This is a genomic window from Adlercreutzia aquisgranensis (genome assembly GCF_943193145.1).
In the GTDB taxonomy this organism is placed as follows: Bacteria; Actinomycetota; Coriobacteriia; order Coriobacteriales; family Eggerthellaceae; genus Xiamenia; species Xiamenia aquisgranensis.
This window is the reverse complement of the sequence record NZ_CALPDA010000008.1, coordinates 1-26,251: the sequence shown is the minus strand read 5'-3', so window position 1 is coordinate 26,251 and position 26,251 is coordinate 1. Positions and strand designations below refer to the sequence as shown.

Genomic DNA, 26,251 nt, shown 5'->3' with positions numbered 1-26,251 from the left:
GGCGGTCCTATGACCCTTGCAGACACCCTAGACATGCGCATCGACGTGCTCGAACGCGAGCATGCGGAAATGTCCATGCCCATCAGCCCCGCCATCTACCAGGCCTTCGGCTACGTGCACGGCGGGGCGACGCTGGCCCTGATCGAGTCGGTGGCAAGCGTGGCCAGCCACGGGTGGGCCGCCGACGATGAGATCCCCTTCGGCGTGGGCATCGACGTGCGCCATCGCCGCAGCGGAAAGGTCGGGCGACTGCACGCCACGGCCGACCTCGACCGCATCGAGCCCTCCAGCAAGGTGGGCCGCAAGCTGTTCTGGAACGTGAAGGCCACCGACGACGCGGGCGACGTGCTCTCCGACGGCGTGTTCGTGGCCAAGATCGTGCCCCGCAGCTACGTGGGCTACACCGGCTAGGGGCGCGTTGTCGCAGCTTTCGCCGAAGGTGACGTTTCGGCGCCTTGGCGATTACAGGGCCTTAGCAGTTGGCGGGACGCGTCGGGTTTTCGGCGGAAGTGCTTCTAGAATCGATTGAGATTGTTCACTCGACCATCGTTCTAGGAGGCATTCTATGGCTGAGAACAGCGCAGTACAGCCGACAGCGAGCGCTCAGGCTCCCATCACCGACGGGGCCCACTACCTTGCGGAGGCGCTGCTTGAAAACGGCCTCGACACCATGTTCGGGGTCGTGGGCATCCCGGTAACCGACTTCGCCCGCGTGGCCCAGGCCAAGGGCATGAAGTACGTGGGCATGCGCCACGAGGCCGACGCGGGCAACGCTGCGGCCGCCTCGGGCTTCCTGACCGGCAAGCCGGGACTGTTCCTGACGGTTTCCGCCCCCGGCTTCCTCAACGGGCTTGCTCCGCTTCTGGAGGCCACCATGAACGGCTTTCCCTGCATCCAGATAGGCGGCTCGTCCTCGCGCGACACCGTCGACTTGCAGGAGGGCCAGTACGAGGGCCTGGACCAGCGCGCCTACGCCGTGCCGTTCACGAAGGCGGCCTACCGCATCGACAACATCGAGGACATCCCGCTGGGCATCGCCCGCGCCATCCGCGCCGCGGTGTCGGGCCGTCCGGGCGGCGTGTACGTGGATATCCCCGACACCATGCTGGGCCAGACCATGGATCTGGCGGCGGCCAAGGCCGGCCTGTACGCGGTGAAGAACCCGGCCCCGGCCATGGTTCCCGACCAGGCCAGCGTCGACGAGGCGCTCGACCTTCTGGCCAACGCCAAGAACCCCTGGATCTTGCTGGGCAAGGGAGCTGCCTACGCCCAGGCCGACGACGAGGTCGCCGAGTTCGTGCACAAGACAGGCATCCCCTTCCAGCCCATGTCCATGGCCAAGGGCCTCATCCCCGACGACGACCCGCAATCCACCGCTTCCTGCCGCGGCCTTGCCATGCGCACGGCCGACGTAGTGCTGCTGGTGGGCGCGCGGCTGAACTGGATGCTCAGCTTCGGCAAGGGGCGCCATTGGAACCCGGACGTGAAATTCATCCAGATCGACATCGACCCGGTGGAGATCGACAACTCGCGTCCCATCGAGTGCCCCGTGGTGGGCGACATCAAGTCCACCATGAAGCTGTTCCTGGAAGGGCTTTCCACCCGCAGCATCCACGCCAGCAAGGAATGGACCGACCTGCTGGCCGCCGACGCTGCGAAAAACGACGCCAAGTTCGCCGGCAAGACCGCGGCGACCACCGTGCCCATGGACCACTACAACGCCTTGGGCGCCGTCAAGAAGGTCATCGACCAGAACCACGACGTCATCGTGGTGAACGAGGGCGCCAACACCTTGGACGACTGCCGCGACATCGTGGACATGTACCTGCCGCGCCACCGCCTGGACTGCGGCACCTGGGGCGTTATGGGCGTTGGCACCGGGTACGCTATCGGCGCTGCGGTGACCACGGGCAAGTCGGTGCTGTCCATCCACGGCGACTCCGCCTTCGGCTTCGACGGCATGGAGGTCGAGACCGCCTGCCGCTTCCATCTTCCCATCACCTTCATGGTGCTCAACAACGGCGGCATCTACCGCGGCGACTTCGAGAACCTGGGCACCGACGGCGATCCGTCGCCTCTGACCCTGGACGCCACGGCCCACTACGAGAAGCTGATCGAGGCCTTCGGCGGCACCGGTTACTTCGCCACCACGCCCGAAGAGGTTGAGCGCTTCACCGCCGAGGCGCTGGCCTCGAAGAAGCCCTGCTTCATCAACGTGCAGCTGTCCGTGCACGCCGGCGTGGAGAGCGGGCATATCGGTAACCTGAACCCCAAGCCGGTGGTGGGTCCTCTGGCCACCTCCGAGATGGTGGACCTGAACGAGAGGATCGTGGACGGCAAGCTGGTGCAGGAGCCGGCGGCCAACTAGCGAGTTCTTCGGGAACGTGCCGGGCGGGCGAGCAGCCTGCTCGGCACGCTGCCGGGCGCGCCTTCGTTGGGGCGCGCACGGCGGATTGAAAGGAGGGGTCATGGAGACCATCCTCATCAACGACATTCTGCCGATCCTGGTGATCATGATCTTGGGTTACATCTTCGGCAAGCTGCGCTTCTTTGACAACGACCAGCGCCAGGGCCTGAACAAGCTGGTGCTTGACGTGGCGCTTCCCGCCGCGCTGTTCGTGTCCATCGTGAAGGCCACCCGCGAGATGCTGGTGAGCGACCTTACGCTGACCATCCTGTCGGTGGTGGGCGTCGTGGGCATGTTCATGCTGAGCTTCGTCCTGTGCAAGGTGCTGTTCCACCACACCACCCAGGAGGCGGCCGTCTGCGCCCTGATCGCCGGCTCGCCAACCATCGGCTTTCTGGGATTCGCGGTGCTCGATCCCATCTACGGCAACAACGTCGACACGAACCTGGTCATCGCCATCGTGGCCATCGTGGTGAACGCCATCACCATCCCCATCGGCTTCTACCTGATCAATCTGGGTCAGGAGAAGGACAAGGCCAAGGCCAAGCTGGCTAGTGCCGGTGCTTCGGTGGCTGCCAAGGTAAGCGACGCCGCCCAGACCGGTGCCAAGGCCGTTGCCTCTGCTGCAGCTGAGACCGACGGTCAGAAGGCCGCCGAGGCCTGCGGCTACAAGGACGAGGGGCTGCTGGCCGAGGCTAAGACCAAGCTCCACGACGTGCTCACCCCCAAGGGCGAGGTGGACGTGGCCGCTTCCAGCAACCGCGGCAACGCGCCGGCACGCAAGATGAACCCCAACGTGGCCGCCATCGTGAACGCGCTGAAGCAGCCGGTCTGCTGGGCGCCGCTTCTGGCCGTGGCGCTGGTCATCATCGGCGTGCGGTTCCCCGCCGAGCTCGACCCCTGCTTCGAGCTGATCGCCAAGGCGAACTCCGGCGTGGCCGTGCTGGCCGCCGGCCTGGCTCTGTCCACGGTCAAGTTCTCGCTGTCCGTCGAGACGCTGTGGAACACGTTCTTCCGCCTGATCCTCACCCCTGCGGTGTTCGTGGTGGCCGGCATCCTGTGCGGTATGGCCGGCGACGGCGACAAGCTGTCCATGCTGGTCATGGCCGTGGCTCTGCCGCCTGCGTTCTCCGGCATCATCATCTCCAGCCGCTACAACATCTACGTGCGCGAGGGCGCCTCGTCGGTGGCCGTGTCCACCGTGGGCTTCGCCGCCACCTGCATTCTTATCGTGTGGCTGATGCCCATCATCACCAAGATGTTCGGCTAGCGGTTTAGCTTCGCGCGAGCGCTCGGGCGCCGTCTGCGGCCCGGGCGCCCGCTTTGCGAGCGGCCGCCCGAAGAGGGAAGGACCGATCATGGCAACCAAGATCACAGTAGACGGGATGACGGCCGCAGCACGTGCGGCCTATGCGCTTTCCGAGGCGGCCGTCATCTATCCCATCACGCCGGCATCGCGCATGGCCGAGACCGTGGAGTCGTGGTCGGCGGCGGGCGAGACCAACCTCATGGGGCAGACGGTGGCGGTCAAGGAGATGCAGTCGGAGAAGGGGGTGGCCGGCGCCCTGCACGGCTACCTGGCCGGCGGCGCCCTGGCCAGCACCTTCACGGCATCCCAAGGGCTCATGCTCATGATCCCGAACCTGTACAAGCTCTCAGGCGAGCTGCTGCCCGGCGTGCTGCACGTGACCAGCCGTTCGCTTTCGGCCCACGCGCTGTCCATCTTCGGCGACCACCAGGACGTCATGGCGGTGCGCCAGACCGGCGTGGCCATGCTGGCGTCGGCCTCGGTTCAGGAGTGCATGGACCTGTCGTGGGTGGCGCACCTGTCGGCTATCGAGGGGTCGCTGCCCTTCGTGCACTTCTTCGACGGCTTCCGCACCTCCGACGAGATCTGCACCATCGAGGACGTCCCGCCCGAGGCCGTAGCGCCCCTGGTGGACTGGGGCGCCGTGCAGGCCTTCCGCGACCAGGCCCTGGAGCCGCAGCACCCGCGCATCCGCGGCACCGCCCAGAACCCCGACATCTACTTCCAGAACCGCGAGGCCGCAAATCCCCGCTACGACCGTCTGCCCGCCATCGTGCAGGGCTACATGGACGGCTTGGCGAAGGTGTGCGGGCGCCAGTACCACTTGTTCGACTACGTGGGCGCGCCGGATGCGGAGCACGTGGTGGTGACCCTGGCCTCCAGCTGCGACGTGGCGGAGGCGGCGGTGCGCTCGCTTGCGGCGCAGGGTCGCAAGGTGGGGCTCGTGAAGGTGCGCCTGTACCGGCCCTTCTCGGCCGAGCACCTGATGGACGCCATCCCTGCTACGGCGAAGGTGGTGTGCGCCCTTGACCGCACGAAGGAGCCGGGAAGCCTGGGTGAGCCGCTGTTTCTGGACGTGTGCTCGGCGGTGCAGGAGAGCGGGCGCGCCATCGCGGTCCTGGGCGGGCGCTACGGGCTGTCGTCGAAGGACTTCACCCCCTCCATGGCGGCGGCGGTGTTCGACAACATGGCCGCCGACCAGCCGAAGCGCCGCTTCACCGTGGGCATCGACGACGACGTGACCCATCTGTCGCTGCCCAAGGGCCCCGCGCTTTCCACCCTGCCCGACACCGTGCGACAGTACGTCTTCTACGGGTTCGGATCCGACGGCACGGTGGGGGCCAGCAAGCAGGCGGCAAAGATCGCCGGCGAGGCGAAGGGGCTCTTCGCTCAGGAGTACTCGTGGTTCGACTCGAAGAAATCCGGCGGCCTTACCATATCGTATTTGCGCCTGGCCGACGGACCGGTGCGCGCCCCCTGGCTCATCGAGAACGCCGACTACGTGGCGTGCAACAAGTCCGTTTACGTGAAGCGCGGCTACCGCATGGCCGACAAGCTCAAAGAAGGCGGCACCTTCGTGCTGAACGCGCAGTGGACCGACGACGAGCTGGATCGGCAGCTGCCCCCGGCGCTGAAGGCGGCCCTGGCTAAGCGCCGGGCGCGCTTGTTCGTGGTCGACGCGGCAGGCTTGGCGGCCAAGCACGGCCTGGGCAACCGCATCAACATGATCATGCTGGCGGTGTTCTTCAAGCTGACCGACCTTATGCCCTACGGGACGGCCGTGGACGCGCTGAAGAATTCCGTGCGCGCGCTGTACGCCCATGAGGGCGCCGACGCGGTGAAGCGTGACCTGGATGCCATCGACGAGGCAGCGGGCGCGGTGCGGGAGGTGCGCTACCCGGATTCCTGGGCCAGCGCGCTCAAGGAAGCGGCCTCGCCCGACGAAGGGCTGCAAGGACTGCCCCCGCGCCAGAACGCGGTGCTCGACGAAGCGTACCTGAAAGAGGTGTTCGAGCCCATGGAGCGGCTGGAGGGCAATCGGCTTCCGGTGTCGGCCATGGATCCGGCAGGCTTCGTGCCTGCAGGTACGAGCGCCTACGAGAAGCGCACCGTGGCCCAGGACATCCCGCGCTGGGACCCGCTCAAATGCGTCCAGTGCTACGAGTGCTCGTTCGTGTGTCCCCATGCGGCCATCCGTCCCTTCGTCGCCACCGACGAGGAGCTGGCCCACAGGCCGGAAGGCTACGACACCGTCCCGGCCAAGCTGCCCGCCCTTGCCGGCATGAGCTTCCGCATCCAGGTGTACCCGCAGGACTGCGTTGGCTGCGGGTCGTGCGCCGACAACTGCCCGGCGCCGGGCAAGGCGCTGGTCATGCAGCCACTTTCCACCCAGCTTGACGAACAGCGACGGAACCTGGAGTTCGCCCAGAACAACGTCTCGCTCAAAGACGAGGTAGCGCCGGCCGACACCGTGCCCGGCACCCAGCTGCGCCAGCCGCTGCTGGAGTTCTCCGGCTGCTGCGGTGGCTGCGGGGAGACCCCTTACGTGAAGCTGCTGACCCAGCTGTTCGGCCCGCGGCTGGTCATCGCCAACGCCACCGGCTGCAGCTCCATCTGGGGTGCCTACATGCCGGCCATGCCCTACACCGTGGACAAGCACGGCTGCGGCCCTGCTTGGGGAAACTCGCTTTTCGAGGACAACGGCGAGTACGGCTACGGCATCGCCCGGGGCATCCGCGTCCGCCGCGAGGGCCTCTCCCTGCTGGTCGACGAGGCGCTGGCCGACCCGGACGGTTGCGGCGTGGCGTGCGAGACGGCGGCGCTGCTGCGGGAGTGGAAGGGCGCCATGGGCGACCCGGAGCGCTCGCGGGCGATAGGCGAGGTGCTGCGGCGGCGGCTGGCCTTCGACGCCCAGACGGCCCGCGCCCGCTCGGCTTCCGACGCCGCCCCGCTCAAGCGCGTCTTCGACGGCAGCGACTACCCTTCGGCGCTCTTGGCCCGGGCCGACCTGTTCGCCAAGAAGAGCGTGTGGTGCATAGGCGGCGACGGCTGGGCCTACGACATCGGCTTCGGCGGCCTGGACGAGGTGCTGGCCAGCAAGGAGAACATCAACGTGCTGGTGCTGGACACCGAGGGCTACTCCAACACCGGCGGCGAGATGTCCAAGGCCACCCAGCTGGGCAGCGTCTCCGGCTTCACCGTGAACGGCAAGCCTACGCCCAAGAAGAACCTGGGCCGCATGATGATGCAGTACGGCTACGTCTACGTGGCCCACGTATGCCTGGGCGCCGACATGCAGCAGACCATCGATGCCCTACGCGAAGCCGAGGCCTACGACGGCCCCTCCATCGTCATAGCCCTGTGCCCCTGCATCTCCTGGGGCATCCGCGAGGGCATGCATGCGGCGGTACGTGAGCAGAAGCGCGCCGTGGCCACGGGCTACTGGCCGCTGTACCGCTTCAACCCGGCGGCTCCCGCCGGTACCGACCCGCTCACCATCGACTGCACGGTGCCCGACAAGACCCTGCCGTCGTTCCTCTCGGGCCAGAACCGCTTCGCCTCGCTTGCCGAGCGCGAGCCCGAGCTGTCGGCGCTGCTGCAAAGCGAGCTCGCCAAGGACGTGGTGCGCGGCCACGAGGAGCTGGTGCGCACCGTGGAGGTGTACAAGGGCTAGCCGCCTGCCTGCGACGATGCTGCGCGGCCTTTTGCCTGGCGCCGTGCAGGGGAAGGGCCCCGATCGGGGCCCTTCCCCTGCTTTCGGGCTTCGGTTCGCCGTTCGCTTCTTGAGTCTCGGTCTGCCGCGAACCCCTTGGGTCTTGCCCGGCGGCATACGAAAAGGGGCCCCGAACGGAGCCCCTTCCTTGTGTTTTGCGGTTTGGCGGTTTGCCGGCGCTGTCGCCTTTTAGGACTGCTTCAGGTCGGCCGGTACGCCGTCGTTGCTGCCGATGACTCCCTGGGCCTTCAGCTGCGCGATCTGGTCGGCGGTGTACCCCAGCCCGCCCAGGATCTCGTCGTTGTTCTCGCCCAACTTCGGCGCGCGCTGGTAGTCTGGCGTGTAGTTGCTCATGGTGAACGGCATGCCGATGGTCTTGAAGCTGCCGCGAGCGTCGCCCTGGTCGATGGTCACGATAGTGCCGTCGCTGTTCAGGTCTGGGTCGTTCTCGATCTCGTACCAGTCCAGCACCGGTCCCACCGGCACGCCCTTGGCGCCTAGCTCCTTGGTCAGGGTGTACTTGTCGTACTGCATGGTGTACTCCTCCACGCGCTTGTACACCTCGGCCTTGTGCTCGTCGCGGGCGTTGGCCGTGGCGAACTTCGGGTCGGTCAGCCAATCCTGGAAGCCCATGGCGTTGCAGAAGTTCTCGAAGCCCTTCGGCGACTGCTGGATGACGATGTAGACGTAGGCGTTGGGGTCGGTCTCCCAGCCCTTGGCGCGGTAGCACCAGCCCAGCACCAGGCCGCCTTCGGCGTTCTCGGCGCGGGGGATGGCCTTGCCCCACTTGTAGCCCGGGTAGCAGGCGTAGTAGGAAAGCTCGCCCAGGTTGTCCAAGATCAGCTGGTCGCGCAGCTTGATGCGGCACAGGTTCAGCACGGCGTTTTGCATTGACTGGTACACGTAGCAGCCCTCGCCGGTGTTATGACGCTGCTCCAATGCGGCCAGTATGCCGATGAGCAGGTGCATGCCGGAGTTCGAGTCGCCCAGGGCCGCGCCCGACTGCGTGGGCTGCGGGTAGGTGCCGTCGTTCCAGCCGGTGGTGGAGGCCGAGCCGCCGGCGCACTGGGCCACGGGCTCGAAGGCCTTCACGTGCGAGAAGCGGCTGCCCTGGTTGAAGCCCTTCAGTGAGGCCATGATGCACTTCGGGTTGATGGCGTGCACCTGCTCCCAGCCGAATCCCAGCTTCTCCACGTCTCCCGGGCCGATGTTCTCGACGAAGATGTCGGCGTCCTTCAGAAGGTCGGTGAGGATCTTCTTGCCGGCGTCGTCCTTCATGTCCAGCGTGACGGACTTCTTGTTGGCGTTGAGCTGGAGGAAGTACAGGGAGTACGATCCGTCCACGTCGTTCATCTCGGAACGGGTGGGGTCGCCGCCGTGCACCTTCTCCAGCTTGATGACCTCGGCGCCCATCCATGCCAGCATCTGCGTGCAGGAAGGCCCGGACTGTACCTGGGTCCAGTCGATGACCTTGATCCCCGCAAGCGGAGCGTAGTTCGTTGCCTCAGCAGCCATTGCACACCTCCATAGGTTGATTGTTCGACGCTACCTTTGGTCATGGTAGACCCGCCGGCTTGGCTTCGGGCGCCGCTTAGGGCGCTTGGTGGGCAGCCGTTGGCGTTCCTGCGCTGTTTCGTAATCTTTCGGGCCGGGCGGGGCAGGGTGTGCAACCGGCATCTTCGCATTTGCTCGGATTGGGCGGGGCAGGCCGCACAACCGGCAACTCGTGCATTGTTCGCGAACTGGCCTTTTGTTACGTTTCACCAGGTAAATTCGCCGAATCCCAATAGGGATTTCGAGAATCTAAACCTATCTTTCGAAAGCCTTTAACCCTCTGGAAAGTGGGGCAAATCCTGCATAGCATGGCACCCCTGACGAAGGAGGAGCAATGAAAGGCGCGGAAGATCCCATCAACGTGCAGGAGAGCAGGACTATCACAGCGAAAGAGGCGGCAGTCATCCTTGGCGTGTCGCCATTTAGGAACTTGAAAAGAACTTGATAATATCTTATTCGGTTATGATGGCATGGAAATCATGGTTTTATAAAGTGGAGGAATGAATGATGGCATATGAAGAAATACGGCTTGTAAAGCCGAGTTTAGGATTGAAAGATAAAGCGCTTGAATATCGGCAGGAGCATTTTGATTTTGGAGAACAGATAATCAATGGGAGTGAATTATTTGATAAGATTTCTTCTTATGAGGAATGGCTTAAGAAGGTTATTGCCAATTCAAGTACGGAGACTGTTGACCCTAATTGGGTTTTAACAGATACATTTTTTGCAGTTAGGGTGTCAGATAATAGAATTGTTGGCATTGTTGATCTGAGATATCAATTAAATGATTTCCTAAAAGATTTTGGTAATTGCGGATATAGCGTAAGACCGTCAGAAAGAAGAAAAGGGTACGCTACTGAAATATTAAGACAAATATGTTTGGTTGCGAGAAAATACGGTTTGAAACAGTTGCAGTTATCAGTTGAAAAGGACAACGCTGCTTCAATAAAAACAATCGAGAAAAATGGTGGGAATTATTGTAGGAGCTTTACTTTTGATAACGAGGAAGCATATGTATATCTGATAAATCTTTGAGCCAGTTAAAAAAACCCTGCTTATGCAACGCTACTTCTCACCACGAAACCAGAAGTAGAATCTCCACTTAATAGAACATATATCTCCTATAACCGTAGAGGTCACAGAGCCTTTGCGGTTTTTCTTTTGTCGTTTTTATCGGAATATAAATGCGCTGATAGACAGGATACTTGTTTCGGAGCGTGAGAACGCGGCCCTTGCGCGTATGCGCGGGTGCCTGCGAGCATGCGGGTTGCTAGGTGCGCTGAAAGGGCGACTAACCAAGCCACCACCTGAAAGCATGAGCGAGATGGCTCCGTTCAGAGTTTTGCCGGCGTTTCAGTCTGAATGCGAAACGAGCCTTATCTAAGGAATACGCAGGTGCTGAGCGGCGCGAGCTAGAGAGACTTTACAAAAGCTTTGCGATTGCCTGACACTCTCTTTAAGGGCTCTTGTTATCTTTTCAAATGAGCCTCTTCTTCAGGCTCCCTCCACAAGAGGAGGCACATCCAAAGAAAGGAAATGAAATGAGCAAAGCTTTAATCAAAAAGGGCCTGACCGCAGTGCTTGTTGCGATTTGCGCCCTGGGTCTTCTCAGTGCGGTCGGTTGCGCATCGAACGGCTCAGACTCGTCAAGCAACGACTCGTCTGCGAACCAAGCCAATGGCGAGATTTCTGTGTACTCGCGAGAAGACGGTTCAGGCACGCGCGGTGCGTTCGTAGAGCTGTTCGGGCTTGAGGAGAAGGATGCGGCTGGCAACAAGGTGGACATGACGACAGATGCCGCAGCCATCACGAACTCCACCTCGGTGATGATGACCTCTGTCGCCAGCGATCCCGATGCCATCGGTTACATCTCCTTGGGATCGCTCAACGACACAGTCAAGGCCGTCAAGATCGACGGCATCGAGGCAACGGCCCAGAACGTGAAGAGCGGCGACTACAAGGTGTCAAGGCCATTCAACATCGTGTTCGCCGAGAACCTCAGCGCACCGGCACAGGACTTCGTGGACTTCATCATGAGCTCCGATGGTCAGGCAATCATCGAGGATAACGGCTACATAGGCGTTGACGAGAATGCGGCTCCCTTTACCGCTGCTGGCGCAAGTGGCAAAGTCGTGATCGCGGGGTCCTCCTCGGTCACCCCCATCATGGAGAAGCTCGCCGAAGCGTATAAGGCCGTGAATCCTGACGTAACCATCGAGGTTCAGCAATCCGACTCCACCACCGGCGTCAACATGGCCATCGAGGGCATGTGCGACATCGGTATGGCATCGCGTGACCTGAAGGATTCGGAGGTTTCGTCCGGGGTCAGCGCCACGGCTATCGCCAAGGACGGAATCGCCGTGATCGTCGCCCCCGCATCCATCGTCGACAGCCTCACCAGCGGCCAAGTGAAGGCGATCTTTTCCGGCGAAGCGCTCACGTGGGCAGAAGTGATCGGCTAGCTATATGTCGAAGTCTGCAAGGAAAGAAGGCTTTGCGAGGGTGCTGTTCACCCTCGCTGCCGCGATCTCGATTCTGGCAGTTGCCCTGATATGCGTGTTCCTCTTCGCCAACGGGCTTCCGGCGATGGCCCAGATCGGCATCCCCGAGTTCCTGCTGGGCACCACCTGGAAGCCGGGAAGCGACATGTACGGCATCTTTCCCATGATCGTGGGGAGCATCTACGTGACCGCCGGTGCCATCCTCGTCGGTGTTCCGGCGGGCATCCTGACGGCGATATACCTGTCGCGCTTTGCGGGCAGCAGGGTCGCATCCGTTCTGCGGCCGGGCATCGAGCTGCTCGCCGGCATCCCCTCTGTCGTGTATGGCTTCTTCGGGTTGATGGTGCTCGTACCCTTCATAAGGGCGACGATGCCTGGCAGGGGCCTTTCGCTTCTGGCAGCATCCCTGCTGCTGGGGATCATGATCCTTCCCACTGTCATCACCGTGGCGAAGAACGCCCTCGATGCCGTTCCGAGAAGCTACTACGAGGGGGCCCTTGCCCTGGGCGCAACCCGTGAGCGGGCCGTGTTCCGCATCCTCGTGCCTGCTGCATTCTCGGGAATCATGGCGGCTGTTGTGCTGGGAGTCGGGCGTGCGATCGGTGAGACCATGGCGGTCGTTATGGTCGCGGGAAACCAGCCCGTCATACCGAACTCCATCTTCGAAGGCGTTCGCACGATGACCGCGAATATTGTTATGGAGATGGGCTATGCCGCCGACCTCCACAGGGGCGCCCTCATAGCAACCGGCGTCGTGCTGTTCGTCTTCATCATGCTCATCAGCCTCCTGTTCAGCGCCATTAAGAAGCGGGGTGAGGAGCGATGACGTTGAAGATTCTGCGCGCTCTCGTGTACGTGGGAGCCATCCTCACGGCTCTGGTCCTGGCGGGGATCGTGGGATACATCCTTATAAACGGCATCCCTCATCTCAAGCCCTCCCTGTTCGAGTGGACCTACACATCCGAGAACGTTTCGCTCATGCCCGCTCTCGTTGATACCATCCTTATGGCCCTGCTCGCTTTGGTGCTAGCGGTGCCGACGGGTGTGGGTGCGGCGATCTATCTGGTTGAGTACGCGCGATCGACGAGCAGGTTCGTGAGAGTCGTCCGCATGACGGCTGAGACGCTTCAGGGCATACCATCGATCATCTACGGACTGTTCGGGCTGCTCTTCTTCACGACCATGCTCGGGTGGGGGCTCTCCCTCATGTCGGGCGCATGCACGCTCGCCATCATGGTTCTTCCCGTCGTCATGCGCACCACAGAAGAGGCGCTGCTGGCGGTCCCCGAATCCTACAAGCAAGGCGGCTTCGCCTTGGGGGCAGGCCATGTCAGGACGATCTTCCGCTGCGTGCTGCCAAGCGCGCTTCCGGGCATCGTGGGCGGCGTGCTCCTCGCTCTGGGGCGATGTGTCGGAGAGGTCGCAGCGCTTCTTTTCACCGCTGGCACCGTGGCTCAGATTCCCGACTTCGGCGGTCAAGGGATATTTGCACTATTCGATTCGTGCAGGACGCTTGCGGTCCATATGTACGTCCTCGCAAGCGAGGGCCTTCACATGGACGAGGCCTATGCGACGGCCGTCGTGCTCCTGATCCTCGTGGTGATCTTGAACACGGGGGCCAACTTCGCCGCAAAGAGACTGAAGAGAGGAATGTAGATGATTGAAGCAGTCATGGCACCAGAGGAGAGGCTTATGATGCAAGAGATAAAACAGGATGCGCGGATCGCGCCGTCGCTGCCTGTCACATCTGAGACGAAGATGGGGGTAGAGGAACTCGACCTGTTCTACGGGGAGTTCCAAGCGCTCAAAGGCGTCACGCTTGACTTCCCGAAGAACGAGGTCACGGCACTGATCGGGCCTTCGGGATGCGGCAAGTCAACCTTGCTCAAGGCCTTGAACCGCATGAATGACCTGGTGGACGGCTGTCGCGTGGACGGGCTCGTCTCCTTGGATGGCGACGATATCTATCGCGATGTGCCGGTCAATGACCTCCGTCGTCGAGTGGGCATGGTGTTCCAGCAGCCCAATCCATTCCCCATGAGCATATACGACAACATCGCCTTCGGCCCGCGCACCCATGGCATCAAGGGCAAAGCGGAGCTCGATGTGATCGTTGAGCAGTCGCTTCGTGACGCCGCTATCTGGGACGAGGTCAAAGATCGTTTGAAGAAGAGCGCCCTTGGGCTCTCAGGCGGCCAGCAACAGCGCTTGTGCATCGCACGTGCGCTAGCAGTGCAACCAGAGGTCCTGCTGCTCGACGAGTCCACAAGCGCGCTCGACCCGATCTCGACGGCGAAGATCGAGGATCTGGTCACCGAGTTCGCATCGAAATACACCGTGATCATGGTCACGCATAACATGCTCCAAGCCCTCCGAGTCTCCACGAAGACCGCGTTCTTCCTCTTGGGGGAGATGGTGGAGGCGGGTGACACGGACGAACTGTTCACCCATCCAAAGGACAGTCGCACAGCCGATTACGTGTCGGGTCGCTTCGGGTAAGCGCGGCTTAGAGGAATAGATGTCGCTCCATAGCGGCGGAAAGCAGTCAAAGGGCAGCTGGCGAGAATTGAAAAGGCAAGCACCCAAGCGATCTGCGTGCCCAGATCATCGCGGCGATACTAGCCGTTGCGGTGATGGCGGGCGCGCTACTCGTTTTCATGGGATCGAACTCCGAGCGCATCGTCGAGCAGAACTCCCAATACCTCGAAGTGTCGACGAGCCAGACCGCGAGGCGCTTGAACGACATGTTCGATGCGTCGCTGGAGAGCACGCGCGCGATGGCAAGCGTCTTCGGGGGCTCGCTCGAAGGCCCGAGCCCCCTTCCCGCAGGTTGGATCCGCACTGCATCCCCATGCCGCAGCGTCGGCCCTGCAAGGGCCATTCTCATACTCAGCCGAACTGTTCAGCTGAATATGGGGGTAGACATGCTCAAAAGGGGTGGTGTTCAGCTAGCCTCGCAAATTAACATGTGCATCGCATATCCGGCAAGTTGCGCGAAGGTTGTGAAAGCGGCGCGGAAGGTTGCTTTTTTCCCAGGCGACTGCAAACGATGTGCTATGATTGCCTGCGCTGTCGGAAGGCAGTCAGCGGGATGTGGCTCAGCTTGGTAGAGCGCTGCGTTCGGGACGCAGAGGCCGCAGGTTCAAATCCTGTCATCCCGACCAGGCTACGAAGGGATGTTCTTTGAACGCGAAGTGCATCCCTTTTTTGCATCAGGGCTCCGTATCGGATGGGCCGATCGGAGGGGAGGGGTCGACAGCTTCGTCCCGTCCCGGCGAGCACTTGGAGGACTTGGCATGAAAATTTTGGGCATGGGCGTTCCTGAGCTTCTTATCATCCTCGTGGTGATCCTGCTTATCTTCGGTCCTAAGAACCTTCCCAAACTCGGCAGCGCCCTTGGCAAGACCGTCAAGAACCTGCGCGACGGCATGGGCGGCGGCAGCAAGGAAATCGAGGACGCCGACGATGACGACGAGGAAGAGGTCGAGGTCGAAGAGGTGGAGGAGGTAGAGGAGAAGCCCGCCAAGAAGGCTCCCGCTAAGAAGACCACCACCACGAAGAAGACGGTGAAGAAGAAGGCCGAGTAGCCGTTAACTCATGATTGCTAGCGGCGCGGAAGCAGGGCGAGGCCCTTTCCGTGCCGCTTGTTTTATGTTTGGATGACCATCGGGTCGGCGTCGGTCGCCGAACCCCAGAAGCGCCGGCCGGCAGCCGGGCAAGGAGTTTGAACCATGGCGGATAGCAGCTACATTCTCACCCAGGAAGGCAAGGACAAGCTGGAGGAGGAGCTCCACTATCTGGAGACCCAGAAGCGCGCCGAGGTGGGCGAGCGCATCAAGGTGGCCCGCGAGTTCGGCGACATCTCGGAGAACTCCGAGTACGACGACGCGAAGAACGAGCAGGGGCTCATGGAGGCCCGCATCGCCGAGATCACCCATATCTTGGCCGAGGCAACGGTGGTGAACACCCCCAAGCGCTCCAGCAGCGTGCATATCGGAAGCACCGTGACCGTGGACATGAACGGCCGCGAGCGTGTCTTCTCCATCGTGGGCGCCGCCGAGTCCAACGCCCACGAGGGAAAGATCTCCAACGAATCGCCCGTGGGCGCGGCGCTGCTCGGCCACAAGAAGGGCGACAAGGTGACCACCACCGGCCCCACCGGCCGCGACATCGAGATGACCATCTTGAAGGTCGAGCAGGCTAAGTAACGGGTTCCGTCGACCCGACGGCCGACGGAACGGGTCGTCCGCCGAGGCCTTCCCTGGCGGCGCATATGACACTTAAAGCCCCGATTGCGGTCCGAAGGCCGTTTCGCAGCGCTTTCACGCCATCTGCGCTCGCCAAGAAAGTTCTCGACTGCTCTCCTGGGCGACCTGCTTGTCTGATTCGTAGTTGATGAAGGAGCGAAGATGCAGGAAGAGAGCATCGTGTCGGTGGTAGAGGACGATCCCATCAAGGTCCGCCAGGCCAAGCGCCAGGCGCTCATCGACGCCGGGCAGAACCCCTATGGCGACGCCTTCGCCTACAGCCACCATCTTGCCGACCTGGACGCCGCCTACGCGCACCTGGCCGATGGCGAGTCCACCGACGACGAGGTGGTGGTGGCCGGTCGCGTGATGGCCCGCCGCGTGCAGGGCAAAGTGGCCTTCCTGGAGCTGCGCGACGCTACCGGCGACATGCAGCTGTTCTGCCGCGTGAACGCCCTGGGCGAGGACGCCTACGCGGCTCTGTGCGACATAGACGTGGGCGACTGGATCGGCGCCCGCGGCGCCATGATGCGCACCCGCCGCGGCCAGCTGTCGGTTGCGGTGGAGTCGTACACCCTGCTGTCCAAGAGCCTGCGGCCTCTGCCCGAGAAGTTCCACGGCCTGGCCGACAAGGAGACCCGCTACCGCCAGCGCTACGTTGACCTGGTGATGAACCCCGAGGTGAAGACCGTCTTCGAGAAGCGCTTCAAGATCGTGGCCGCCATCCGCCGCTACATGGAGGCCGACGGCTACTACGAGGTGGAGACGCCGTTTCTGCATCCCATCCTGGGCGGCGCCAACGCCAAGCCCTTCGTCACCCACTTCAACGCGCTGGATCGCGACTACTTTCTGCGCATCGCCACGGAGCTGCCGCTGAAGCGTTTGCTGGTGGGCGGTTTCGAGCGCGTCTACGAGATGGGGCGCCAGTTCCGCAACGAGGGCATGGACGCCTACCACAACCCCGAGTTCACCACGCTGGAGGCCTATCGCGCCTTCAGCGACCTGGACGGCATGATTGAACTTACGCGCGGACTCATCCAAGACGCATGCCTGGCTGCCAACGGAACGCTGCAGATTACCTACCAGGGAACCCGGATCGACCTGTCGGGCCAGTGGCGCGTGGCCTCCATGATGGAGCTGGCCAGCGAAGGCGCCGGCGAAGAGGTGTCCTTCGAGCGCAGCCGCGACGAGCTGGTTTCCATCCTGGAAAGGAACGGAGGCCATGCCGAGGCGGCCTGGGGCAAGGGCAAGCTCATCTCCGAGATCTTCGAAGCTGTGGCGGAGGAGAAGCTGATCCAGCCCACCTTCGTGGTGGACCATCCGCTGGAGATTTCGCCCCTGGCGAAGAAAAAACCGGAAAACCCCGAGCTCACCAGCCGCTTCGAGCTGTTCATCATGGGACACGAGTACGCCAACGCCTTCAGCGAGCTCAACGACCCGGTGGACCAGGCCGAGCGGTTCTGGGCCCAGGTGAAGGCCAAGGACATGGGCGACGACGAGGCCATGGGCTTCGACGCCGACTACATCCGCGCGCTGGAGTACGGCATGCCGCCGGCCGGCGGCGTGGGCATCGGCATCGACCGTTTGGTCATGCTGCTGGCCGACGCTCCCTCCATCCGCGACGTGCTGCTGTTCCCCCACATGCGCGACGAGGCGCCGGCGGCGGGGAAGGGGGCTGCCCCGACTGCGGCGCCTGCTGCGGGGGCTGCCGAGCCTGCACAGAGCGCGGGCGCTATCGACTTCTCGAAGGTAATCGTGGAGCCGCTGTTCGCCGACGAAGTGGATTTCGACACCTTCAGCAAGTCCGACTTCCGCGCGGTGAAGGTGAAGGCGTGCGAGGCGGTGCCCAAGTCGAAGAAGCTGCTCAAGTTCGTGCTGGACGACGGCACCGGCGTCGACCGCGTCATCCTGTCGGGCATCCACGCCTACTACAAGCCCGAAGAATTGGTTGGCCGCACGCTCATCGCCATCACGAACCTGCCGCCGCGCAAGATGATGGGCATCGACTCCTGCGGTATGCTGCTGTCCGCCATCCACGAGGAACCGGGCGAGGACGGGCAGCCCCAGGAGCGATTGAACCTGCTCATGGTGGACCCGAAGATTCCCGCCGGCGCCAAGCTGTACTAGCCAGCGCTGCTAAAGCCTTTCCGTAAGGCGGCCCGCGTCATTTCGGCGCGGGCCGCCTTCGTTTGCCATGCTCTTAGCTGCCTCCCTCATTTCGAGCCGCCGCATTCCTTCGTCGCTCCGCCCTCGCCCATGGAGGTGTCTTCTCGTTTTTCGGCGCCGATGGGGTTGATGGGTTGCGGGCCCTTGCGGCGGCGCTTCCTTTGCGCTAATCTGTTATATATGAACTATATCAGATGGAACAAAGGAGGACGCTATGGACGACGCATGCGCGAATGCACCCATGCTGGAGGTGCGGGGCTTTTCCAAGAGCTACGGGCGCAAGAAGGTGATCGACGACCTGTCGCTTGAGGTGATGCCCGGGCGCATCTTCGGATTCGTGGGTCCCAACGGGGCGGGGAAGAGCACTCTGATTCGCTCCATCGTGGGGGCGCAGCGCTTCGACGGCGGCCAGATCCTCATCGACGGCATGTCCGTGACCGAGCATCCCGTGCGGTGCAAGGCCGTTGTCGCCTACGTACCGGACAACCCGGACGTGTACGATTACCTGACGGGCGGGCAGTACCTCTCGTTCATGGCCGACATGTTCGGTGTCGGGAAGGCCGTGCGCGAGCGGCGAATTCGCAGCTACAGCGACCGCCTGGGGCTTACCGGGCGCTTGAGCGAGCTCGTGAGCGCCTACTCCCACGGCATGCGGCAGAAGCTGGTGCTGATCGGCGCCCTTATGCACGACCCGAAGCTGCTGGTGCTCGACGAGCCTTTCGTGGGGCTCGACCCGCAGGCGGCCTTCGACCTGAAGCAGATCATGGGGGAGCTTGCCCGCAGCGGCAGCGCCATCTTCTTCAGCAGCCACGTGCTGGAGGTGGTGGAGAAGCTCTGCGACGAGGTGGCCATCATCCAGAACGGCGTCATCGTGCGCGCGGGGGCGACCGAGTCCGTGTGCGGCGACGAGTCCCTGGAGTCGGTGTTCCTGAGCCTGGCTCGTGAAGGGGGTGAGGGCCGTGGCTAAGCTTGCGGCGCTCTTGCGCGTCCAGGCCCTGGGCGCCTTCGGCCTCAACGCGGCGATCCGCAGCACCGATGTTCGCCGGCGTATGACCTTGGCGGGCATGGCGCTGTTGTTCGTGCTGGTGGGCGTGGTGATGGCGGTGTACTGCTATGCGACGGGCGCAGCCATGGCGTCGGTGGGGGCGGCCTCGTCGGTGCCGTCCTTCGCCGTGTTCGCGGGGTCCTGCGCCGCAGCTGCGGCATCGCTGTTGAAGGCCGGCGGGGCCCTTTTCGGCTTCAAGGATTACGACACGGTCATGGCGCTTCCGGTTCCCACATGGCAGGTGGTGCTGTCCCGGCTGGCGTCGCTCTACGCTATGGCGGCGCTGCTGTGCGCGGTGCTCATGGTGCCGCTCTATGTTGCCAGCTTGCCCGCCGCTGGCGTGGGCGTCGCCGGTTGGCTGGCGGCACTGCTCTCCATGGTGCTCGTGCCGGCGATTCCCCTGGCCTTGGCCGTGGCCGTCGCCTTCCTGGTGTCGCTGGTGGCTTCGCGGATGCGCCATGCCCAAGCGGTTGCAGGCATCGCAGGGCTTGTCCTGGTGGTGGCGCTGGTGGTGGCGATGGGAGGGCTCTCCCAGCCGTCGTCTGCGCTTGGAGGCGACGCCCAGGCGGCTCTAGGGCAGGCGGTGGCGTCCTTCGCTGCGTTTGCGAGCGGGCTGTGGCTTCCCGCGGGCTGGGTGCAGGCGGCGGTTATCCAAGGGCAGCCGCTCGCCCTTGCGTTGTTCGCTGCGGCATCGGTGGCCTGCGCCGTTCTCTGCGTCGCCGTGGTGTCGCGCTTCTTCGAGCGGCTCAACGCCGCCGTCTCGTCCCCCGCTTCGTCGCGCGGCCGTCGGGCAACGTTCGGGCAGCAGCCCCGCAATCCCGTGCGGGCGCTTGTGGAAAAGGAGCTGAGGCTGGTGCTGTCCACGCCCATCTACCTTATGAATATGGGCATCGGGCCTGTGCTGGGTTTCGCTGTAGGATGCGCGTGCTTCGTGGCGGGTCCCTCCCTTTTGTCGACTGTTGCAGAGAGCCTGCCTGCCGGCGCGGGCGCGCTTGGCTCCGTCACCCTCGAAGGCCTTGCCGCGGCCGGGCTTCCCTGGGCCTTCGCCTTCTGCGCTGCCACCGGTGTTACCAGCTCCTGCTCGGTGTCGCTTGAGGGCAGCGCCCGCTGGATCATGGAGACCGTCCCGCAGCCGACCTCGGTGGTGCTTGGGTCGAAGGTATTGGCGAACCTGCTGTTCGCAGGCGCTCCCATTTTGACGGGCGCTGCTCTCGCGGCGGCGGGCCTTCGCGTGCCTCCTGCAAACGCTGCGTTGTTTCTGCTGGTGCCGGCTGCGGTTACGTGCTTTTCGGCCTGCTTGGGGGCTTTGCTCAACGCCCGCATGCCCAACTACGGCTGGAAGAGCGCCTACGAAGTGGTGAAGCGCTCGGTCCCGGTGATGGCCTCCCTGCTCGGCGGCATCGCGCTGTCCATCGCGGGCCTGGCGGCGTCCTGCGCCTGCACCGTTCTGGCAGGAGGCGCCGTCGATGCCGCGCTGGTGTCCGCAGCCGTGTCAGCCGTGGCGCTTGCAGCCGCCGCCGCAATCGCCCGCACAGCCTTCCGCATGCCGCTAGGGGACTAGCCTGTGCGAAGCGGGGCGCGTCGATAGGCGGTCTTTCGCCTGTCGCGCCCGCGAATGGGAGGACGGCGCCTGGGGCGGCAGCCCTGTGGCGGTTCGCGCTGGCCGCCCCCGGCTGTCTGGCGAGCCCAATGCGAACCTCTCGTTCAAATGCCCGGAATCTGCGGCTCAGATGATAGGGCGGGCGGCGCGCATCTCGGGCGTCAAGAAATCCGAGTTCATGCGAGAGGCCGCCGTGGAGAAAGCCGCCCGCGTCCTGGCAGCGGCTGGCTAGCGCGTTCCTTGCCGCAACGTTGCCGGAAAGCCCCGGCCCCGCTGAGGATTTCTCAGTTGGGCCAGTGCTTGCTTGCGCTTGGCCGCCTCCATGTTTGTTGGTGCGTGCTCGCAGCGACCCGCTACAAAAAGAGCGGCGCCCCTTGTCGAAGGGGCGCCGCTTGGGGGTTGCCTTTGCGGGTGTGGGAGCGAGAGCTCTTACGCGGCAGGCTTGGCGGGGGTGATGTCCTTCACGCTCTGGCCGATGGTCTTCTTGAGCACCACCAGCACCACCAGCGTCAGCACGATGCCCAGTGGCAGGCAGATGAGGGCGTTTTGCACGAAGCCCGCTATGGCGAACATCACGAAGGACACCGCGGCCATGGTCATGACGTAGGGCAGCTGGGTGTTCACGTGGTCCACGTGGGGCATGTCGGCGCCAGCCGAGGACATGACCGTGGTGTCGGAGATGGGCGAGCAGTGGTCGCCGGCCACGGCGCCGGCCAGGCAGGCGGAGATGCCGATGGTCAGCAGCGTGGGGTCGTTGGCGAAGATGGGCATCACGATGGGGATGAGGATACCGAAGGTGCCCCAGCTGGTGCCGGTGGAGAACGCCAGGAACACGGCCACCAGGAAGATGACGGCGGGCAGCAGGTTGAAGAGCCCCGGAGCCGCGTTCTCCATGAGGGTTGCCACGAACACGTCGGCGCCCAGAAGGCCGGTCATGTTCTTCAGGGCCACGGCGAAGGTGAGCACCAGGATGGCGGGCACCATGGCGTTGAAGCCGCTCACGAAGGCCTCGGAGGCTTCGGAGAGCTTCACCAGGCGGCGGGCGATGAAGTAGATGAACGCGAACACCAGCGCGATGAGCGAGCCCCAGGGCAGCGCCACGAAGGCGTCGGTGTTGCCGAAGGCGCCGATGATGTCGCCGTCGGTCTCGCCGCCGAAGAAGCCGCCCACGTAGAGCATGCCCACGATGCAGCAGACGATGAGCACCAGGATGGGAATGATCATGTCGGCCACGGAGGCCTTGGTGTTGGTCTCGGGCTCCTCGGTGTCAAGGCTGTCCAGGTCGCCGTCGCGATAGGCCGCAAGCTCGGCCTTGGCCATGGGGCCGTAGTCGAAGTTCAGGAAGATGAGCCCGATCACGAACACGATCATGAGCAGCGAGTAGAAGTTGAAGGGGATGGCCTGGATGAACAGCTCGATGCCGTTCACGCCCAAATCCTCCGCCACGCCCGACACCGCCGCCGCCCAGGAGGACACCGGCGCGATCATGCAGATGGGAGCTGCGGTGGCGTCGATGATGAAGGCCAGCTTGGCGCGGGAGACGTTCTTACTGTCGGTGATGGGGCGCATGACCGAGCCGACGGTAAGGCAGTTGAAGTAGTCGTCCACGAAGATGAGCACGCCCAGCAGAAACGTGGCGAACTCGGTGCCCACGCGGCTCTTCACGTGCTTGGCGGCCCACTTGCCGAAGGCGGCAGCGCCGCCGGTGCGGTTGAGCAGGGCCACCAGGATGCCCAGGATGACCAGGAAGATGAAGATGCCGGCGTTGTCGGCCACCGCGGGGATGAAGCCGTCGCCGATGATGGCGTCCAAGGTGGCCACCGGGTCGAAGCCCGAGACCAGGAGCGCGCCCACGAGCACGCCCACGAAGAGCGACACGTAGACCTCCTTGGTCACCAGGGCCAGGATGATGGCGCCCAGGGCCGGGACCAATGCCCAGGCAGTGTTGACGAATTCCACGTCCTTCCTTTCCGCGAAAAGCTTGGGGCCGTGGAGGCGCGTCAAGGGCGTTGGCGCGCGTTCACAGGCAGCTCTCCGCATTCAAGCGACAGTGCGCAGCCTGTTATGGCTGCACCCCAGGCATCCGCGCCTTCGAGCGTGCGCGAACCCTTCGGCGGCCGACCCTTTCGCCCCCGCGCCGCTCGAGCGCGTTTCCGGAAGGTACTGATGGCGACCGCGCCTCTACCATGCACAACGGGCGAATCATAGCACAAGGGGGCTGGCGATGAGTGCAGGTGTAACAATTAATCGGCGCGCTGGCCCTGGGGCGCCGATGCTGGGGGCGTCGTCAGAGCTGGCGGTTGCGCGCGAAGCCGCGGTTAGCGGGCGTGCGGGCACTTCTCCGCGCTCGACGCGGTTCTGGCAGAACGTGCACTTCTCCACCACGCCGGCCTTGTGCTCGGGCGCGTCCCAATCGCCCAGGGCGAAGTCCATGACGAACTTCGGCTCCTCCTTGATGAGGGTGCGCACGTCGTAGGGGCAGGCCTCGATGCAGCTGCCGCAGCCGATGCACTGCTCGGCGTCCACGGCCACCACGCCGTTCTCAAGGATGGACGTGGCGCCGGTGGGGCACACGGTGGCGCAGGGGGCGTTGCTGCAGTGCTGGCAGGTCATGGGGATGTGCTCGCGGTGCACGTCGTTGGGATAGGTGCCGCTTGCCGTGTCCATGTAGGCGCTGCCGTCGGTGAGTACGCGGTTGTACCACAGGTCCACGGGCAGGTTGTTGTTCACCTTGCAGGCCACCGAGCAGGCGTGGCAGCCGATGCAGGTATTCAGGTCGATGACCATTGCGAATCGAGTCATGTTCGTCGCTCCTCCTTACAGCTTCTCGATCTGGACCAGGGTGTCGAAGGGCTGGTTTCCGATCCACACGTCCCTTGTCGCATGGCTCGTTATCTCCATGAGATGGCCGGAGGCGTACTGCTCCTGCAGCCACACGTGCTCGGTCCACACGCAGCCCGGTCGCATCGACGCGTCCAGGTAGGCCTTCATGGTCACCTCTCCACGGTCGTTGAACACGCACACCATGTCGCCGTCGGCGATGTTGCGCTCCTTGGCGTCGGCGGGGTTCAGCTCCACCGTGGGCTCGGGCTCGATCTCGTTTAAGATGGGATTCACGGCGAAGGTGGAGTGTACCTTGAACTTGTCGCGATGGCTCCATATGGTCAGCGGGTACTTTTCGCGCAGCGGGTTGCCGTCGTAGGCCTCCAGCGGCTCCTCGTAGTGGGGAAGGCTGTTGAGCTTCGCGTCCACCGGGTATCCCATCAGCGGGAACTGCGGGGCCACGTCCTCCAGGAAGAACTCCGCGCGGCCCGTTGCGGTGACGAAGGGGGCTTCGGGAGAGCCGTAGAGCCACTGGTCGTCGAAGGCCTTGATGCGTTTCTTCTCGCGCAGGGTCTCAAGGGTGATGCCTCGGGCGCGCAGGGCGTCGGTGTCCAGCAGCGTGCGGTAGAAGTCCTCGGGGGTGATGTTCATCTGCTCGATGCCCATAGCCTGGCCCAGCAGCGCGGCAATCTCCACGTCTTCCTTGCACTCGAACTGGGCCGGGATAGCCGCTTCGTTCAGGTCGGCCCACTTGCCCGGGCAGCTGGAGATGGTCTCGAACTCGAACCAGTGCGGCACCGGCAAGACGACGTCGGAGTAGCGGGACATGTCGTTCATCACCTGGTCGACGTTCACAACGAGCTCCACCTTGTCCAAGGCGGCGGTCAAGGCGTTGCGGTCGGGGGCGCAGCCGAGCAGGTTCGAGGCCACGTTGACCACGCACTTCACCGGGAAGGGCATCTCGCCGTACATGCCCGTCTCCATGATCTCGGGCAGGTAGTTGATGGGGAACTGCAGGCCGCCCACGGCTCCCGGAGGGAAGAGCAGCCCGCCAAGGTTGGCCTCCGCCCAGCCGGAAGTGGAAGCGCCCTGGGTGCCTCCCACGCCCGCGCCCTTCTTGCCGAACTGGTCGGTGATCAGCGGAAGCGTCAGCTGGCACATGGTGATGGACCGGCCGTTGCTCCAGTGGTCGTTGCCGAATCCCACGTTGAGGTTGGTCGGTCCCTCGGCGAACATGCGGGCGAGCTCCCGCACGGTGTCTGCGGGCACCTCGGTCACTTCCTCGGTGCGCTCGGGAGTCCACTCGCTCGCACGCTCCACCAGCAGGTCGAGGGCCGTGGTCACGGAGATGCCGTTCACCTCGAAGGTGCCGTGGATGACCGGGTCGGCGATCTCCTCGGGAGTGCCCGTGGTGCCGTCGGCGGCCATGAACACCATGGGGTCCACGAGGGTGGGCTGTCCGGTCATGGGGTTGATCGGGCCCTCCGTAGGCTCCACGCCCAGGTCGCTCATGCGCAGGATCTTGTTGTCGTCGGCCTTCACCAGGTAGGGCGCGCTCGTCGCGCGGGCCATGGCCGCATCGTCGGTGAGCCCTTCCTCGAAGATGACGTGCATCATGCCCAGGGCAAGCGCGCCGTCGGTGGCGGGCTTGATGGGCACCCACAGGTCGGCCTTCTGGGCGGCGCCGGTGTACACCGGGTCGATGACGATGAGCTTCGCGCCGCGCTTCATGGCCTCCTGGTAGTAGGCCCAGCGGCACTGGCCGGCGATGGTGGCGTCGTGGGCCCAGGTGAAGATGTACTTGGAGTCCACCACGTCGTTGCCGTGGTTGCCGATGAGGTACTGGGACATGCCGTACATGCGCCAACCCTGGTTGAGGGCCGCCATGTCGTAGCCGGCTTCTATGTGGGTCAGCCCCATGAGATTGACCAGGCGGTTCCACACCATGTAGTTGTAGGAGTAGGTGCCTGCTCCCCAGAACACGCCGATGGACTGCGGCCCCACCTCCTCGATGTAGCCCTTCCACTTGTCGGTGATGTAGGTGATGGCCTCGTCCCAGCTGATGCGCTCCCATTCGCCGGCTCCGCGCGCTGTGCCCTCCACGCGGCGCAGCGGGTACTGCAGCCGCTCGGGCGCGTAGACGCGCTGCGGATGGGTGAGGCCGCGCTGGCAGATGCGGGTGTCTAGGTCGTCTTCCTGGTGGATGGCGGAGGTCTTCACGATCTTGCCCTCGCGCACGTGCACGTTCATGATGCAGCCGCCGCCGCAGTTGCCACGGCAGATGCCCTGGTACACCTCCTCGGGAGGCGCCTGCTTGACGGGTTTCGCGGGCTGCGCGTCGGCTTCGGGCTTCTTGGGCGCGTCGTCTGTCGGCTGCGGCTGGCTCGGGCTGCAGCCGACGCCGGTCACGGCGGCCAGTCCTGCGGTCAGCGCGGCGCCCTTCAGGAAGGCGCGGCGGCCCAGGGACCTGCTGCCTTCATGCCGGGCAGCGGCATCGGTGGTCTTCTCCATCTTTCCCCCTTCTCTTGCGATGTAGCCGAGCGGAAACGGCTCGGCTACATCATTGTGGGAGGGGTTCGCGGGCGCTCAAAGTTCCGTTTCGCCCGATTCTCGTCTTTCCTGTCCCGAAAAGGCGTCCGGGAGACCGGCGCTGTCCGAGGCGGCCTCGGATCAGACAGTCCCGTCTCTTGTCGGGCGGCGGTGCCGGGCGGACGCGGCTGCGGTGCGGGGGAAGGGGCGAGGCGACCTTCGGTCCGATGCGGCTTGGCGGCGAAGGATGCCGGGCGAGAAAAGGAAAGCGCCCGCAAGATTGAACTGCCTCCCATTTCTTGGACAAGAGAAATGGGAGGCTTCTTTATGTCAGGAAGGCCGCTTTACGATGCGGGGG

General features: G+C 63.8%; 19 protein-coding genes, 1 tRNA gene and 1 riboswitch. Of the genes, 16 read left to right on the top strand and 4 right to left on the bottom strand.

Annotated elements, in window-relative coordinates; all coding sequences use genetic code 11:
• Positions 1–9 precede the first annotated feature (9 nt).
• From NFR41_RS05970 to nifJ, 4 genes are all read left to right on the top strand, one after another.
• Positions 10–411, top strand: coding sequence for a PaaI family thioesterase (locus NFR41_RS05970; protein ID WP_251231102.1), 402 nt, complete (start codon positions 10–12; stop codon positions 409–411).
• A gap of 154 nt (positions 412–565) precedes the next feature.
• Entirely contained in the window at positions 566–2,368 is a 1,803-nt protein-coding gene (gene oxc, locus NFR41_RS05965) for an oxalyl-CoA decarboxylase (RefSeq protein ID WP_251231101.1), read from the top strand.
• Between the two features lie 100 nt (positions 2,369–2,468).
• Positions 2,469–3,677, top strand: coding sequence for an AEC family transporter (locus NFR41_RS05960; RefSeq protein WP_160213901.1), 1,209 nt, complete (start codon positions 2,469–2,471; stop codon positions 3,675–3,677).
• Between the two features lie 88 nt (positions 3,678–3,765).
• Positions 3,766–7,389 (top strand): pyruvate:ferredoxin (flavodoxin) oxidoreductase, encoded by a 3,624-nt coding sequence (gene nifJ / locus NFR41_RS05955; RefSeq protein WP_251231100.1) that lies wholly within the window; start codon positions 3,766–3,768, stop codon positions 7,387–7,389.
• Between the two features lie 228 nt (positions 7,390–7,617).
• On the opposite strand, the gene frc is transcribed toward nifJ, so the two are convergent.
• On the bottom strand, positions 7,618–8,943 hold the full coding sequence (frc, locus tag NFR41_RS05950) for a formyl-CoA transferase (protein WP_251231099.1): 1,326 nt from the start codon (positions 8,941–8,943) through the stop codon (positions 7,618–7,620).
• A gap of 543 nt (positions 8,944–9,486) precedes the next feature.
• Here frc and NFR41_RS05945 point away from each other — a divergent pair.
• From NFR41_RS05945 to NFR41_RS05890, 12 genes are all read left to right on the top strand, one after another.
• A complete protein-coding gene (locus tag NFR41_RS05945) occupies positions 9,487–10,017 on the top strand; it encodes a GNAT family N-acetyltransferase (protein WP_251231098.1) in 531 nt (176 codons plus the stop codon).
• Between the two features lie 446 nt (positions 10,018–10,463).
• Complete coding sequence (locus NFR41_RS05940) at positions 10,464–11,444, top strand: substrate-binding domain-containing protein (protein ID WP_349665471.1); 981 nt, start codon at positions 10,464–10,466, stop codon at positions 11,442–11,444.
• 40 nt (positions 11,445–11,484) lie between these two features.
• Complete coding sequence (gene pstC, locus NFR41_RS05935; RefSeq protein WP_251231096.1) at positions 11,485–12,309, top strand: phosphate ABC transporter permease subunit PstC; 825 nt, start codon at positions 11,485–11,487, stop codon at positions 12,307–12,309.
• The gene (gene pstA / locus NFR41_RS05930) at positions 12,306–13,139 is read left to right on the top strand and encodes a phosphate ABC transporter permease PstA (protein WP_251231095.1); all 834 of its coding nucleotides are present in this window, start codon (positions 12,306–12,308) and stop codon (positions 13,137–13,139) included. Before pstC ends, pstA begins: the two co-directional genes overlap by 4 nt.
• Positions 13,140–13,982, top strand: a complete 843-nt coding sequence (pstB, locus tag NFR41_RS05925) for a phosphate ABC transporter ATP-binding protein PstB (RefSeq protein WP_432762695.1) — start codon at positions 13,140–13,142, stop codon at positions 13,980–13,982.
• Positions 13,983–14,570: 588 nt separating this feature from the next.
• A tRNA-Pro gene (locus NFR41_RS05920) sits at positions 14,571–14,647 on the top strand.
• A 132-nt stretch (positions 14,648–14,779) separates the two neighbouring features.
• Positions 14,780–15,070 carry a twin-arginine translocase TatA/TatE family subunit gene (gene tatA, locus NFR41_RS05915; RefSeq protein ID WP_160213887.1) on the top strand — a complete coding sequence of 97 codons (291 nt, stop codon included), beginning with the start codon at positions 14,780–14,782 and terminating at the stop codon, positions 15,068–15,070.
• Between the two features lie 144 nt (positions 15,071–15,214).
• Complete coding sequence (greA, locus tag NFR41_RS05910; protein ID WP_160213885.1) at positions 15,215–15,691, top strand: transcription elongation factor GreA; 477 nt, start codon at positions 15,215–15,217, stop codon at positions 15,689–15,691.
• A gap of 201 nt (positions 15,692–15,892) precedes the next feature.
• Positions 15,893–17,857, top strand: a complete 1,965-nt coding sequence (gene lysS, locus NFR41_RS05905; protein ID WP_251231094.1) for a lysine--tRNA ligase — start codon at positions 15,893–15,895, stop codon at positions 17,855–17,857.
• Between the two features lie 253 nt (positions 17,858–18,110).
• Positions 18,111–18,863, top strand: a complete 753-nt coding sequence (locus tag NFR41_RS05900) for an ABC transporter ATP-binding protein (protein WP_251231093.1) — start codon at positions 18,111–18,113, stop codon at positions 18,861–18,863.
• Complete coding sequence (locus NFR41_RS05895) at positions 18,856–20,502, top strand: putative ABC transporter permease subunit (RefSeq protein ID WP_251231092.1); 1,647 nt, start codon at positions 18,856–18,858, stop codon at positions 20,500–20,502. The genes NFR41_RS05900 and NFR41_RS05895 overlap by 8 nt, the downstream gene beginning before the upstream one ends.
• 85 nt (positions 20,503–20,587) lie before the next feature.
• Positions 20,588–20,773 carry a type II toxin -antitoxin system TacA 1-like antitoxin gene (locus NFR41_RS05890; protein WP_251231091.1) on the top strand — a complete coding sequence of 62 codons (186 nt, stop codon included), beginning with the start codon at positions 20,588–20,590 and terminating at the stop codon, positions 20,771–20,773.
• A gap of 197 nt (positions 20,774–20,970) precedes the next feature.
• Here the strand turns inward: NFR41_RS05890 and NFR41_RS05885 are convergent, their stop codons facing one another.
• The 3 genes from NFR41_RS05885 to NFR41_RS05875 all read right to left on the bottom strand — a co-directional run bounded on the left by NFR41_RS05885 (position 20,971) and on the right by NFR41_RS05875 (position 25,875).
• A complete protein-coding gene (locus tag NFR41_RS05885) occupies positions 20,971–22,500 on the bottom strand; it encodes a Na+/H+ antiporter NhaC family protein (RefSeq protein ID WP_160213876.1) in 1,530 nt (509 codons plus the stop codon).
• Positions 22,501–22,560: 60 nt separating this feature from the next.
• Positions 22,561–22,733: riboswitch (Lysine riboswitch) on the bottom strand.
• Between the two features lie 10 nt (positions 22,734–22,743).
• The gene (locus tag NFR41_RS05880) at positions 22,744–23,343 is read right to left on the bottom strand and encodes a 4Fe-4S dicluster domain-containing protein (RefSeq protein WP_251231090.1); all 600 of its coding nucleotides are present in this window, start codon (positions 23,341–23,343) and stop codon (positions 22,744–22,746) included.
• Positions 23,344–23,358: 15 nt separating this feature from the next.
• Positions 23,359–25,875 carry a molybdopterin-containing oxidoreductase family protein gene (locus NFR41_RS05875; protein WP_251231089.1) on the bottom strand — a complete coding sequence of 839 codons (2,517 nt, stop codon included), beginning with the start codon at positions 25,873–25,875 and terminating at the stop codon, positions 23,359–23,361.
• Between the last annotated feature and the right edge of the window lie 376 nt (positions 25,876–26,251).